The organism is Paremcibacter congregatus (assembly GCF_006385135.1).
Taxonomy (GTDB): Bacteria; Pseudomonadota; Alphaproteobacteria; order Sphingomonadales; family Emcibacteraceae; genus Paremcibacter; species Paremcibacter congregatus.
Window position 1 is genome coordinate 1,230,451 of the sequence record NZ_CP041025.1, and the last position, 13,918, is coordinate 1,244,368.

Annotated in this window: 12 protein-coding genes; 8 read left to right on the forward strand and 4 right to left on the reverse strand. The window is 50.8% G+C overall.

Features of this window, described 5'->3' with window-relative positions:
- Positions 1 to 179: 179 nt before the first annotated feature.
- Entirely contained in the window at positions 180 to 851 is a 672-nt protein-coding gene (locus FIV45_RS05455) for a GntR family transcriptional regulator (protein ID WP_099471378.1), read from the reverse strand.
- 180 nt (positions 852 to 1,031) lie between these two features.
- Positions 1,032 to 1,784: a LuxR family transcriptional regulator gene (locus tag FIV45_RS05460; protein ID WP_099471379.1), complete on the reverse strand. Its 753-nt coding sequence runs from the start codon at positions 1,782 to 1,784 to the stop codon at positions 1,032 to 1,034.
- Between the two features lie 441 nt (positions 1,785 to 2,225).
- On the opposite strand from FIV45_RS05460, the gene dgcN reads away from it, so the two are divergent.
- From dgcN to FIV45_RS05500, 8 genes are all read left to right on the forward strand, one after another.
- The gene (gene dgcN, locus FIV45_RS05465) at positions 2,226 to 3,245 is read left to right on the forward strand and encodes an N-acetyltransferase DgcN (RefSeq protein WP_099471380.1); all 1,020 of its coding nucleotides are present in this window, start codon (positions 2,226 to 2,228) and stop codon (positions 3,243 to 3,245) included.
- A complete protein-coding gene (gene dgcA, locus FIV45_RS05470) occupies positions 3,242 to 4,231 on the forward strand; it encodes an N-acetyl-D-Glu racemase DgcA (protein WP_099471381.1) in 990 nt (329 codons plus the stop codon). The genes dgcN and dgcA overlap by 4 nt, the downstream gene beginning before the upstream one ends.
- A 150-nt stretch (positions 4,232 to 4,381) precedes the next feature.
- Entirely contained in the window at positions 4,382 to 5,023 is a 642-nt protein-coding gene (locus FIV45_RS05475; RefSeq protein ID WP_165776905.1) for a TetR/AcrR family transcriptional regulator, read from the forward strand.
- A 258-nt stretch (positions 5,024 to 5,281) separates the two neighbouring features.
- Positions 5,282 to 7,711, forward strand: coding sequence for a TonB-dependent receptor (locus FIV45_RS05480; RefSeq protein ID WP_165776906.1), 2,430 nt, complete (start codon positions 5,282 to 5,284; stop codon positions 7,709 to 7,711).
- A 29-nt stretch (positions 7,712 to 7,740) separates the two neighbouring features.
- Positions 7,741 to 9,147, forward strand: coding sequence for an aldehyde dehydrogenase family protein (locus FIV45_RS05485; RefSeq protein ID WP_204844798.1), 1,407 nt, complete (start codon positions 7,741 to 7,743; stop codon positions 9,145 to 9,147).
- The gene (locus tag FIV45_RS05490) at positions 9,148 to 9,834 is read left to right on the forward strand and encodes a c-type cytochrome (protein ID WP_099471385.1); all 687 of its coding nucleotides are present in this window, start codon (positions 9,148 to 9,150) and stop codon (positions 9,832 to 9,834) included.
- Positions 9,831 to 11,024, forward strand: coding sequence for a cytochrome-c peroxidase (locus FIV45_RS05495; protein ID WP_099471386.1), 1,194 nt, complete (start codon positions 9,831 to 9,833; stop codon positions 11,022 to 11,024). Before FIV45_RS05490 ends, FIV45_RS05495 begins: the two co-directional genes overlap by 4 nt.
- Positions 11,021 to 12,517 (forward strand): parallel beta-helix domain-containing protein, encoded by a 1,497-nt coding sequence (locus FIV45_RS05500; protein ID WP_099471387.1) that lies wholly within the window; start codon positions 11,021 to 11,023, stop codon positions 12,515 to 12,517. Before FIV45_RS05495 ends, FIV45_RS05500 begins: the two co-directional genes overlap by 4 nt.
- A gap of 53 nt (positions 12,518 to 12,570) precedes the next feature.
- Here FIV45_RS05500 and FIV45_RS05505 read toward each other — a convergent pair whose 3' ends face one another.
- Complete coding sequence (locus FIV45_RS05505; protein ID WP_235868120.1) at positions 12,571 to 12,888, reverse strand: chorismate mutase; 318 nt, start codon at positions 12,886 to 12,888, stop codon at positions 12,571 to 12,573.
- Between the two features lie 113 nt (positions 12,889 to 13,001).
- Positions 13,002 to 13,907 carry a CDP-alcohol phosphatidyltransferase family protein gene (locus FIV45_RS05510; RefSeq protein WP_099471388.1) on the reverse strand — a complete coding sequence of 302 codons (906 nt, stop codon included), beginning with the start codon at positions 13,905 to 13,907 and terminating at the stop codon, positions 13,002 to 13,004.
- Positions 13,908 to 13,918: the final 11 nt, after the last annotated feature.

The following is a 13,918-nucleotide window of genomic DNA, read 5'->3' on the forward strand; positions in this document are numbered from 1 at the left end:
TCTTATATATCTTGAGGTTTGGTAAAAAAAAACTGGTCAAAAAATCAAGTTTTGTATTACTGGTAGGCTTTTATAGTTATACACTAAAAATCCGTAATGTACACTAAAAATAGAATATGTTTTATAATTTACACGGTATAATGAGGTGAATTTATGTCCTCTGTCGCACGTTGGCCGGGTCATAAAACTTCCATTAATCTAGGGATGATCTTGAACCGGTCTTTATGGTATTGATCCATGGCGAAGCGTAATTCCGGGATCATCTTTTTATGGTACAGATGGTAAAGACATTCAAGTTCCTCCACCGGAAAATCAATCAGGGTGCATTCACATTGTCGGATATAGGTCAGGCGGTCATTCGCCTTAAGGGCGTGGAGCGTGAGTTCGGGATTTCCGGTACGGCTTGCAATATGGATGAAAAGCGCACTGGTTGTCTTTGTCAGACTTTCCGGAGAGAAAGCTCTCCCTGTCCGGTGGTGATGATTTGGCATAAAAAGTTCTGGAAATTTTATTTTCCCAATCAGGCCCGGTTTGTTTTGCAGAATATGAAGTGACATCTCCATTATGGTATGGCTTGCTTCGTACTGAGTGCAGACGTCCTTACTGCTGAGGGGGGTGATGGTGTATCCTTTGTCCGATGTGTATGAGACAACGCCTTCCCTGGCGAGGCGTTTCAAGGCGGTCTGTATGTCTGATTCCGGGCAGCCGATTAACTGGTTCGACAAGTGTTGGGCGGCAAGCTGTGTACGCGGAGGCAGCCTGTGTGATGTAACCAGCGCCTTTATTTGATCATAGGTCCTTGTATCATTGGCAGCTTCGGTTGTTGCGGGGTATTTGAGCGACGTCTTCATCTTGTTTCCTCGGGCTTTTTACTGCGCCATGGGTAGGGGGTGGGGCAGTTGGGGGTATCCTCCAGTGATATCTTTCAAGACCAAAAGTAGATCATATTTTTTCTGGTCTGACATCCCTCTGTTCTGAGGGGTTGGTGGTGAAACGGTGGGACTTTGGACTTTCTTCTCTTGACGTCCGGCTTAGTGTGAGAATCTGTTGGTCAGGCCAATTTTGTCGGCTTTCATAATGGCCATTGATCTGCTCGTGACATTCATCTTCCGAAAAATTGACCTGATATAGCCATTGACCGTACTTTCGCAAATCCCGAGAATGATACCGATTTCAAGGGAGGTTTTGCCTTTAGATATCCACATCAGACACTCAAGCTCCCGGGCGGCGAGATAGGGGATCTGTTCCAATCGGCCCTGTGTACCGGTTATCCTGATATAGGCGTCATAAAAGGCGATGGCGAATAAATGCAAAATGGAAAGTTTTTGCTGCGGGACCAGATCTTTTTTTCGGGCGGCGAATGACAGGACGTAAATATATCCATTCTCTCCACGTATCGGAACACTAACGCCGTCATGAAGTCCGAACGTCTGGGCGCGTCTTAAAAGACTGTGTTGCGGCTGATCAAGATGCACCATAGTGGCCAACTGATCCCATAAAAATGGTCTTGTGATTTGCGGAGCATATAAAAAGACAGGATCAATCTGTTGTGCGTTGCTGCGCTCATAATATGAAATCCATTTGTCAGGATAAGTATGAAAGACAAAGGCGTTGTCATTTTTCTGGCATGTTTCCGGTCGCGACGCACATTCATTATAGGGTGTTAAAATCATGAGGGAATTATACTCAAACCCGAGTGCGCGGGCAGCGTTCTTCATGAGGGGGAAGAGGTCACATACCGTCGTTATTTTATCAAGGCATTCTATAAGGCGTGTTATCTGCATGACATTTTCTCAGGCATTTCAGGATGGGGGAAAGACCAGATAACTTCTCGTTCCGCGGTTTCTCATCTACTGGTGAATGGTGTATTCTCGAGACATACAAAGATCATGCCTGACTTTCCTGAAAAGAAAACGCCTATAGGTATAGGTGTTGACAGAAAAATTATGCAATTACAGGTAGTTGAATAAATGAGGGCAAGATATCGAAAGGGGTTGGCCCTTAAAAACGGTCAACATGTCCTGATAAAAGGATTTTGTGATGCGGAAAATTTTGGCGTATGTATAACTTTTTGTTATGAGAAAGGGATAACTTGCTATTATCTTTTTCAATCGGCGCGGCGTATTGTTCAGTCATGGCTTGAGACCGGTTCAGAGCTTCCGTAGAGTGAAGCCTTGAATGACGGAACGGGTGGTATGAATTTTTGACGCATTAGGATAACCATTATGGAATTTTCGGCTCCTTACTTTTTATTTCTTGGTGATGCACGCGACCCGTTGAGTGTCAAAACCTCGCGGGGGATAGCCGACTGGCGCCCCGACAAATGTATTGGCGAGATCAGTATGCCAGATTGTCCTCTGACATTGGGTTTGCCACAAATTACCTTTGCAGAGGCTGCGGCAAAAGGGGCGAAAACCTTTGTACTTGGCTTGGCGAACCGGGGAGGATTTATCGCCCCGGAATGGGTGCCTTATCTGATGGAAGCCCTGGCGCATGGCATGGATATCGCCAGTGGTCTGCACGGAAAGGTCGCAGATATTCCAGAAGTCAAGCAGTTGGCGGATAAGCTGGGGCGTCGGATCTTTGATGTACGTCATCCCACCGGAACGTTGGATGTTGGAAGCGGCCGGAAGCGGGCGGGTAAAAGAATTCTCGCGGTTGGAACGGATTGTTCTGTCGGTAAAATGTATACCACGCTGGCCATTGAAAGCGAATTGAAGGTGCGCGGTGAAAAAACGGATTTCCGGGCGACGGGCCAGACCGGTATATTGATCAATGGTCAGGGAATTTCGGTCGATGCCGTGGTGGCCGACTTTATTTCCGGCGCCGTAGAGATGCTGTCGCCGGCTAATGATCCCGACCATTGGGACGTGATAGAAGGGCAGGGGTCTCTGTTCCACCCGTCTTATGCCGGCGTGAGTTTAGGTCTGCTGCATGGTTCGCAGGCGGATGTTTTGATCCTGTGTCATCAAGTGGGGCGCACCCATGTGCGGAAGCTGGAAGAGCTGCCGTTGCCTGACTTTAAAAGCTGTATTGAGACAAACCTTGCTGCGGCGCGCCTGACCAATCCGGATGTTATCTGGGGCGGAATATCCGTCAACAGTTCCGCGCTGGGCGAGGAAGAGGCGCTTGAATATTGCCGTGAGATGTCGGCGCTTCATAATGTTCCTTGTGTTGATCCGGTTCGCCACGGTACGGCAGCGCTTGTGGATTATATCCTGGAGCATAAGGGAACGACAGCATGATCAGCAGACGTTTATCTGTGCGCCCGGAAACCTGGGTCCTGAACGAGCCGTTCCACATTTCCCGCGGTAGCCGGACCGAAGCCCATCTGATTACGGCAGAGCTTGAACATTGCAAGGTCACAGGGTGTGGTGAGGCCGCGCCTTATGCCCGTTACGGGGAGACGATTGACAGTGTCATGACCCAGCTTACGGACGTGACGGAGGCGGTGGAAGACGGGGTTTCTCCCGAAGAGTTGCAGGCTCTGCTGCCTGCCGGGGCCGCACGCAATGCTGTGGATTGCGCCCTGTGGGATATACTGGCCCGCTGGAAAGGCACATCTGTGGCGGAGATGTTAGATCTGCCGCGCCCCAGACAGGTGGACACGGCAGTGACCATCGGGATAGGCGATGCGGCGACCATGGCGGTCAAGGCGAAACGCTACAAAGATTATCCGTTGCTGAAAATCAAGCTCAATCGCGAAGATATCACGGGAAAGATCAAGGCCATTCGCGCCGAGGCCCCGACACCCCGTATTATTATTGACCCCAATGAAAGCTGGACCATCGAGGATATTACGGAGCTGGACAGCTTTATGGCAGAAATGAATATTTCTGTGCTGGAACAGCCTCTGGCGGCGGGGCAGGATGAAGGGTTGCGGGACTTTAAAGGCAAGGTGCCGGTCTGTGCGGATGAATCCTGTCACACCCGGGCGGACCTCGACGGTTTGCAGGGTAAATATCAGGTGATTAATATAAAGCTTGATAAGACCGGGGGGCTTACCGAAGCAGTGAAGCTGAAGCAACAGGCGACGGACATGGGGTTTGATATTATGGTCGGTTGCATGATTTCCACGTCCCTGGCGATGGCGCCGGCATTGCTTCTGGCCTCGGACGCGACATTTGTTGATCTGGACGGTCCTTTGTGGATGAAAGAGGATCGGGCGCATGGGCTTGACATCACACAGGGATGTATTGCGGGTCTGTCACCTGATTTATGGGGTGGGTGAGGGAGCTGTTTTCTCTATAAGGTGAACAATATTCTTTTTTGTGTTATTGTCATCAATATTATGTGAATGAAATTCGGTGAATTTTGTTTGCCCGGTGAAGGTCATGGAGTATGGTTGCCGCTGAAAACAAAACGGTGTATCGGGTATAATATGAATGATAGAGTCAAAGGTGATCCGCTCACAAGCCGGGTAATTCCCCAGCAGGGCCGCGCCATGCGGCGGCGAGTGCAGATTCTGTCTGTGGCGGAAAAATTACTGGAAGAACTCGAATTTTCTGAAGTAACAACCCGAAAAATTGCCGAGGCCGCCGACATTCCCATTGGCTCGGTTTACCGTTATTTCCCCAATAAATTTTCCATTATGGCTGCGATTGCCGCCGACACCATTGAGACTGTCGATAAGGATCTGACTGAGCTGCTGGGCAGTTTTGAAGATCTGTCGGATTGGGAACGAACCATTGATAAAACCATTGATATTGTGACGAATGCCTATATGTCGCGCAAGGGGTACGTCAATATTCTGCGGGCCATGTCTCATACGCCGGAACTGCAAAATCTGACCGCCACCTATAAAGAACGCATGGTGAAATCCCTGACGCAGAATTTTATCATGTATGATATTTTTCCAGCCGGACTGAAAGCCAGTAGCGTCGCTGAAACAGTTATTGTGATTTACAATGCTATGGAAATAAAAGTCTTTCTCTGTTCTGACGAAACGCTGCGTAAGGCGCTGATCAAGGAGTGGAAGCTGCTGGTTAAATGCTATTTACGGTGCTATTTCTCTGAATCCTAGGGGCGGGTGCTCCTCCTTTTCATTTATATTGATACGTAACTTTCCAAGGCTTTCCTGTCTTATCGCGAGAGGGGAGAGGAAATTTTTGACGTCAAAATAGCAAAAAGTGAGCTTTGTTCATATTTTATAGTTGACATGATGTATCTATCAGCTACCGTTAAGTTAAGGACTTAACAAATGAACCTCGCCAGAAGATTAAAGCAAAACATACAAAAAACGCATTGCGCGGCGATGGGGATTAATCAAGGGAGAGAGAAAATGAATAAGTTAACGGCCATGCTTTTTGTTTCAACCAGCCTGTACGCGATGGGGGTCCCCGCTCAGGCTGCGGAAGAAACCACTTTGGACGAGATCATCGTCACGGCGCAGAAAAGAGCCCAAAATCTTCAGGATGTTCCGATTTCAGTAAATGCCTTTTCACGCGATTTTATTGATGTGGTAGGGGCCGAAAGTATGGGAGACCTGGATGAGTTTACACCGGGACTATCTGTCGGCAGCGGTCAGACGACCCAACCAAGTTACAGCATTCGTGGTATCGGGTCGTCCGATTTTGGCGTGGGCACCGAACCGGCGGTCGGGGTCTATGTCGACGGGATATATTCGACCCGGTCCGGGGCGGCGCTGGTGTTTTTCAGTGATGTGGAGCGGGTCGAGGTTCTGAAGGGGCCGCAGGGAACGCTCTTTGGGCGTAATACAGCCGCCGGAGCGGTCTCCATCGTCACCAAGAAGCCTTCTGACCAGCGGGAGGGCCGGATACAGGCCCGTTACGGCAGCGATAACAAGCGCCGCCTGGAAGCCACGATGAATTTCCCTTTGACCGATAAACTGGCGGTTCGGGCCAATTGGTTGATCAATAAAAGCGATGGCTATGTGACGGATGCGGTGACGGGCGAAGGATTGAACCGGGAAGATAATGCGGCCTTTCGGATTGCAGTGCGCTGGCGCCCAAGTGAAAACACAGACATTAATCTGAATTTCGAGCAGGATAAAACCGACAAGGACGGTAATGCCGCCATCGCGGTGGCGACCCACAGCCTGAGCGGGGGCGACCCTTATGGTGCTTTTGCCAATGATGTGGAAAAGGGCAATGAAAAGAGGGAACTGAACGGTGCCTTCCTGTCCGTACAGCATGATTTCGGCGCGGCGGAGCTTAAAACCCTGACGTCTTATAAAGAATTTACCACTTCAATCCGGAATGACGAGGATGGCACCAATCTTCCCGCCTTCTATCTGGATACGGAAAACCGGGAAGACAATAAACAGTTTTACCAGGAAATTCAGCTCAGTGGCGATACGGATGCCCTGACCTGGATGGTGGGGGGCAGTTATCACTGGGAAGACGGGAAGCAGGCGCATTCCGTGAATGCCAAGACCGAGTCCATTGATACATTGCTGGGGGCATTGTCTGGCGGGGCATTGTCAATTTTTGCGCCTTTTATTGACGCCGGGGTGCCTCTGGGGGGCCGGATCTGGAATGAAACCCTGTTCAATCACACCAAGAATAACTCTCTGGCGGCTTTCGCCGATGTGACATGGAAAGCAACAGATAAACTGAATCTTTCCATGGGTGTGCGTTATACACGGGACAGCAAGGATTTTACCTGGGAAAATGGTGGCCGAACGATTGAGGAAATTGATCTTTTTGTCCTGCCCGGGGCGTATTACAACGGCTATATCGCGCAGTTGAATGCCGGTCTGGGGACAAGCATTCCCTTGTTTGACCCCGCGGCCAATATTCCGTTTGATGATTTTTCAAAAATGATTCTTGGCGGGGTTGTCGGAGGCAATGGCGACCTTATTTTCAATCTGGGGCCGGCGATTGAAGGGCAGATGGTCAATGTGGATGATGTCTGGACCGATTTCAGCCCACGGTTTGTCGCGGATTACAAGATTACCGATGACGTGATGATTTTCGCCTCTGTCGCCAAAGGCTATAAGGCCGGCGGGTATAGTGGACTGGAGGTCAACAGCAGCTTTAATCCGGAAAAAGTATGGAATTATGAAGTCGGGTTGAAATCCACCCTGATGGATGGAAAATTACGGCTTAATTTGTCGGCGTATCATTATAAATACAAGGATTTGCAGGAAATTTCTTTTGAGAAAACCTCACCGGACGGCTTGCCCTTATATTTCACCCGCACCGGGGATATGAAAGCTTGGGGTCTGGATGGTGAAATTCGTTATCTGGTGAATGATAATCTGCAGCTGTTTGCCAGTCTGGGGCTGGTGGACGCCAAATGGTCCCGGCGGCAGCAACGTTCTGCTGTGACAACTGAACTGATTGATATTTCAGGGCAGCCCACAGGGGCGCCGACAACGGATTTGATTGTTGGGCTTGATTATGATCATTCTCTTGGCAATAGCGGTTCTCTTCAGTTCCATCTGGATCATAGCTACACAAGCGCGCCGCGGGATAATGATCTGACCGGGGAGAATCTGATGCCATTGCTGGGCTACGTTGATTTGACGAAATTCACGGGCTATCGGTCGGCGCAACACCGGACGAATGCGCGGATCAGCTGGACCGATGGATCGGAGCATTGGCAGCTGTCGGTATTTGGCCGTAATATCTTTGATAACCAATATGTGGGGTCCCCCGGGGGCTATGTGGCGGTTGAATTCCAGTCGCCGGTGATTAAGCCAACCCGGGGCCGTTTCATCGGGATTGACGCAAGTTACAGTTTCTGAAGGGCCATGTGATGATCGAGGCGCAACATATGCAAACGGACATGAGGACAATTCTGGACAGCCAGAAGCAGGCGTTGCTGGCCGAACTTCCGGTATCAAGGGAGGTGCGCCTTGATCGGCTTACGCGGGCGATTGACTTATTGGTCGATCATAAGGATGCCCTGATTGATGCGATCCGGCAGGATTATGGACAACGCACGGAAGAGGTTACGTTGGTGGCGGATCTGGTGCCGTCGGTACAGGCGCTTAAACATGCCCGGAAAAATGTTAAAAAGTGGATGAAGGCGGAACGGCGCAATCCGACTTTTCCATTGGGGGTCTTGGGAACGAAAGCCACTGTCGAGTATCGCCCCAAAGGCGTGATTGGCATCATTGGTCCGTGGAATTTTCCTCTGAATCTGATCTTTGCACCGCTTGCCGGGGCGCTGGCGGCGGGAAACCGGGTGATGATCAAACCATCGGAACATGTTCCGGTGGCCTCTGCGTTGATCCAGCGGTTGATCGCCCTGTATTTTCAGCCGGAAGAAGTCGCGGTTTTTACCGGCGGGATTGATGTTTCGGAACGTTTTGTAAAACTGCCTCTGGATCATATTTTCTATACCGGGTCGGGGGCGGTTGGCCGGTTGGTGATGAAGGCCGCGGCAGAGAATTTGACGCCAGTGACATTGGAGCTCGGAGGAAAATCTCCAACAATTATATTGCCGGATCAGGATATCCCGCAGGCGGCGCAGGTTATTGCCAGCGCCAAAATGGCCAATGCCGGGCAAATCTGCGTCGCGCCGGATTATGTGTTTGTTCCCCGGACAAAGGTGGCGGATCTCACTCTGTCGCTTCTGGCGGCGGCGGATAAATTTTATCCGGAAGGAGGCGAGGTCGCCTACACGGAAATCATAAATGCACAGCAGAAGCAGCGGCTGGAACGCTATATCGCGGACGCGACAGCAAAGGGCGCGACGGTGGCGACACCGGAGAGCTATGGTGGTCCCCGTCAGGATAATATTCTGCCGCTGCATATCGTGACCGGTGCGGATGACAGCATGATGGTGATGCAGGAAGAAATTTTTGGCCCGATATTGCCGCTTCTGCCCTACGATCATATTGATGAGGTCATTGACTATATTACTGCGCGGCCACGTCCGTTGGCGACCTACATGATGGGGCGCGGGGTGGAAGGAAAGACAGTTCAGGACAAGGTGCTGTCCGGCGGCATGGCGTATGATGAATTTCTGCTTCATGTCGGACAGGAGGATCTGCCTTTTGGTGGCACGGGCGGATCGGGTATGGGTAATTATCACGGCATTGACGGGTTCAGGACCTTTTCCCATGCCATGGCAGTGTTTAAACGCGGGCCGTTTGACATACTGGGGCTGCTGCAGGGACGGCCGCCTTTCGGAGGCCGGTTCAAGGCCTATATCAAACAGGAGCTAAGAAAATAAATGAAGAGAAGATATCAGTTCATACTCTTGGGGGGGGTATTTTTGTCGCTTTCGGCCTGCAAAGAAGAAGAGGCGACACCGGCCCCGGATCCGGTGATACAGCAGGCGGCAAATCCGGATAGGGGGCGGGAACATTTTGACACCTGCGCCACCTGTCACGGCGAAGACGGGCAAGGCAACCGGGATATGGGGGCGCCGTCGCTGGTTAATATGGCCCCTTGGTCAGTCGAGGCCCAGTTGATCAAATTCAGGTCCGGCCTGCGCGGACGCCATGAGGATGACGCGTGGGGCGCACAGATGGCGGATATGGCGGAAACCCTGGAAGATGAGCAGGCGATCACAGATGTGGTGGCCTATATTGACAGCTTGCCGGACGAAATGCCGGAACAAACGCTGACGGGTAATAACGCCACAGGTGAGCGCTATTATCATATGATCTGTGGTGCCTGTCACGGGCCTGGTGGTCAGGGCACAGAGGCCATGCAGACCCCGACCCTGATCGGGGTGGATGACTGGTATCTGCAGCGACAATATCAAAATTTTGCGGCAAAAATTCGGGGGTATCATATTGAGGACAAGGCGGGGCGGCAAATGGGCATGATGAGCCATTCTTTGCCGGATGAGCAGACTCTGAATGATATTCTGGTTTTCTTACAGGCGCCCGAGATGAAGGTGGTCCCGGAATGATGAGGCAGAGAGAGATCATCATTGCAGTCGGGATATTTATGGTGCTGTTGGTATCGAAAAGTCATGCAGCAGAACCTGGCATCAGTCTTCGGGAATATTGCCCGCCGGGATTTGAATTGTCCGACCAGAATAAATGTCTGTCGCGTAACTTGTATCAGCTATATCGCAGCCCTCAGAAGGCAGGCCTGGGCGGGTTAAAAATAGATCTGCCCAAGGCGCGTGACGGATTTTCACCGCAACAGATTGATCTTGGACGTTATTTGTTTTTTGATCCGGTCCTGTCCGGGGATGGCACATTATCCTGCGCCAGCTGTCATGATCCCGATCAGGGCTTTAGCGATGGAAAAGGCCGTAGCGACGGGCATAACGGCGAAAAACTGACGCGCTCGGCCCCCACTTTGTGGAACGTGGCTTACCTGAAGAAATTTTACTGGGACGGCAGGGCCGATACTCTGGAAGAGCAGATGCAGGGGCCGCTTTATGCCGAGAATGAAATGGCCAACACGCCTGAGAACCTCCTGGAAAATCTGAATGATATTCCGGTCTATCGGGATCTGTTCCAGCAGGCCTTTCCGGAGAACCGGCAGGAAGATATCACCTTGGCGGATATTTACCAGGCGCTGGCGGCTTTTGAGTCTTCGCTGATTTCACTGAATAGCCGTTATGATCGCTATGCCCACGGATATCATGACGCCTTGACCGATCAGGAAAAGGAAGGTCTGAATATCTTCCGGTCTTTTGTCGCCCGCTGTGCCGAATGTCACACGCCCCCCTTGTTTACCAATCAGCAGATTGCCGTGATCGGGACACCGGAAGTGGAGGGTATGCCCCGGGATGTGGGGGCAGAGGCCGTGCTGGATGACCCTGACTTTCGCGGCGGGTTTAAAGTGCCGACCTTGCGCAATATTGCCAGGACGGCGCCCTATATGCATTCCGGGCGGTTCAAGACATTACGGGAAACGGTGGAATTTTATACCAAGGGCCGGGGCCATGCCTTGGGCAAGGATGAAAAGCTGATCCTGCACTGGCATATATGGGAACCGAATTTGGCGGATCATGAACTGGATCGGCTGGTGGATTTTCTTCATACGCTGACCGACGAAGTATTTACGCCACAGGTGCCCGAAAGGGTGCCGTCCCAAAGTCAGGCACAACATAAATCTCATATCAACAGGGAGGAAACCCCATGAAGAAGGCATTCAAATGGTTCGGCATGATCGGCTTGGTCATCGTCGGGATGATCGGCGGTAAATTCATATTTGAAGGGCCTGACGCGTCGGCGCCGCCGCCGGTTCCGGTCTATTTCTCTCAGGATAATTCGGAGGTTGCCGATGGCAGCAGCCAGATCGTGGCCTCCATGTCCGGCGCTGTGATCGAGGTGCGGGACGGGGACAGCATTCAGGCGGCGGTCAATGATGCTCAGCCTGGTGATCTGATCCGCGTCTATCCGGGGAAATATGTTGAAACGGTTTATATTGATAAAGACAGTATCAGCCTGCAGGGGGTGATTGTGGCGGATCGCTGGCCGGAGCTGGACGGGGAAAAGCGGCTCAATGACGCCTTTCTCTATTCCGGCAATAATATCCTGATTGAAAATTTCAAGATTTCACGGTTCAAGGGCAATGGCATCATGGGACAGGCGGGCAATAATTTTGTCCTGCGCAACAACTGGATCATTGACGCCGGGGTGTATGGCATCTTCCCGCAATATGGCACCAATGGCCTGATTGAACGCAATATTCTCACCGGTATCGAGGATGCGGCCATTTATGTGGGGATGTGCGATAATGTGGATGTGCGCTTTAACGAGGTTTACGGCAATGTGGCGGGGATCGAGATTGAAAACAGCCGCCATGCGCTGGTGGAATATAATTATGCCTATGATAATGCGGGCGGTATTCTGGTGTTCATCACGCCGGGTCTGCCGATCAAGACCACATATGATGTGATCATCCGCAACAATTATGTCTATAACAATAATCACGAGAATTTTGGTGCGCCGGGATCCATCGTGTCCATGGTGCCGCCCGGCACCGGAATCATTGTGATGGCCGGGGATGATGTGATCATTGAAAATAATATCATCAAAGACAACAAGAATGTGGGCATTGTTATCACGGATCTTGACTTCATGGCGTCTGTGTCGGTCGACCCGGAAAGCGAACCTTATCCGGATCGTCTGGTTTTGCTGGACAATATCATGATTAATAATGGCACCGATCCGGTGACGGAAATCAAAGCCCTGAAAATGGCCAGTCTGATGACGGGAAATCTTGATATTGTGGCCGTTGGTGGCGGAGTTGATAGCTGTATCCGGGACCGGAACCGTTATAGTACCATTGGGTTGGGCGGCTATAAAAACTGTCAGGCGACCGACACCAAGGCGGTGACCAGTTATATGCTGAAAAATCCTGTGCCGCCCCGGGAAACCAATGAGGAAAATAAAAGCAAGTTGGTATATTATGGCGTTTGCGCCGGCTGCCATGCCTACAGCACCCGGATGATTGGTCCGCCAACGATGACCATTCAGGCGCTTTACATGGATAATCCGCAAGGCATCGCGGACTATATCGCCAACCCGGTACATAAGCGCAAGGATTACCCGGAAATGCCAAAACAGGACTATTTGGCGGAAGACTTACGTCTTGATGTAGCGAAATTCATGTTGCAGGTGAAGAACTAATAAGCTTAAGCGCCGGGGCGACAATCCAGTCGTCCCGGCCTGTTGCCTCAGCGTTATTCTTCGCCCTGGCGGATTTGTTCGTGATGGCGGATGACTTCAGTGATGATGAACTGGAGGAATTTTTCTGAAAAATCGGGATCGAGTTTGGCCCGTTCAGACAATTTTCGCAAACGGTCAATCTGATCCTGTTCACGGTTTTTGTCGGCGGGGGGAAGGCCGTATTTGGCTTTGAACTCTCCGACTTTCTGGGTCACCTTGAACCGTTCGGCCAGCATATGAATGAGGGCTGCATCGATATTGTCGATGCTGTTGCGGTAAGATGTCAGAATTTCAGTTTGCTGGTCTTCCTGCAAGGTTTGTTTTTCGGTCACGCCGTATCCTAATTTTTTATACTATGGCCGGGAAATACTTCCTCCCTTGAAGCAGAATATACCAAAAAAGGCAAGTCATTTGAAAGAAATTTTCGCAACAGACGGTGCCGGATTCAGAGAATTTCTTTCACCCGTAACAGGAACAGTTGATTAAGCAACCGTTGCTTTTGCACCAGATAGATCAGGATCGGCGTCAGAACAGCAATTTCATACCAGAAGTAATACAATGGTTGTCCACTGATACAGGCGATGAAAATGGCAATGGAGCGGTAATTGGCGCACATGATGGACCAGCCTTTGATGCCTGGCGCGAAGATTTCCCGATAGAGTTCACGAATGGCGTCCTGTTTATCGTTGTTTTCAGCCAGCAGGTCATAGAGCGCCGTCTGGAATCTCTGATCGACACCGGAAAACCGCCGCTGCATGCGAACATATCCAATATGAAATTGACTGAAAATATAGGAAAGTATGGACTTTCCGTCGAGATCTTTGATCATTTCGTCAATCTCGGGCAGGGCGGCGGAAGCTTTACCGTGTCCCCAATGGTCGTATTCGCTGCGTTGTAATTCATAGGCGCCAGACTGAATGGCGTGTAACAAACCAGCCCCTACCACCACATACCAGATGTTTGGATTGATTTCGATCGCCAAAGACAAGGCGATGCCGACATAGACACTGATGAAGGTCACATAATCGCATACCCCGTCCAATACCTTGCCAAATTCAGACTGGGTCTTTGTCAGGCGCGCTAATTGTCCATCGGTTCCGTCCATGATATGCCAGATGGCCATGCAAACGAAGCCGAGGATCGCCATCATCGGATTTTGGTAGTAATGATAGGCAACCCCGGACAGGAACCCGAACAACATTCCGGTCAGAGACACCATATTGGGGGTGATGTTACGGGCGGCCAGTCGGGGCACCAGCCAGCTGCTGACAGGATGGATTAAATAAACGTTGGTGAATTCTTCAATCTCGATGGTCCGTTTTACGGATTCTGGTTTTGCATCTTCGGACATAAAGGGAACTT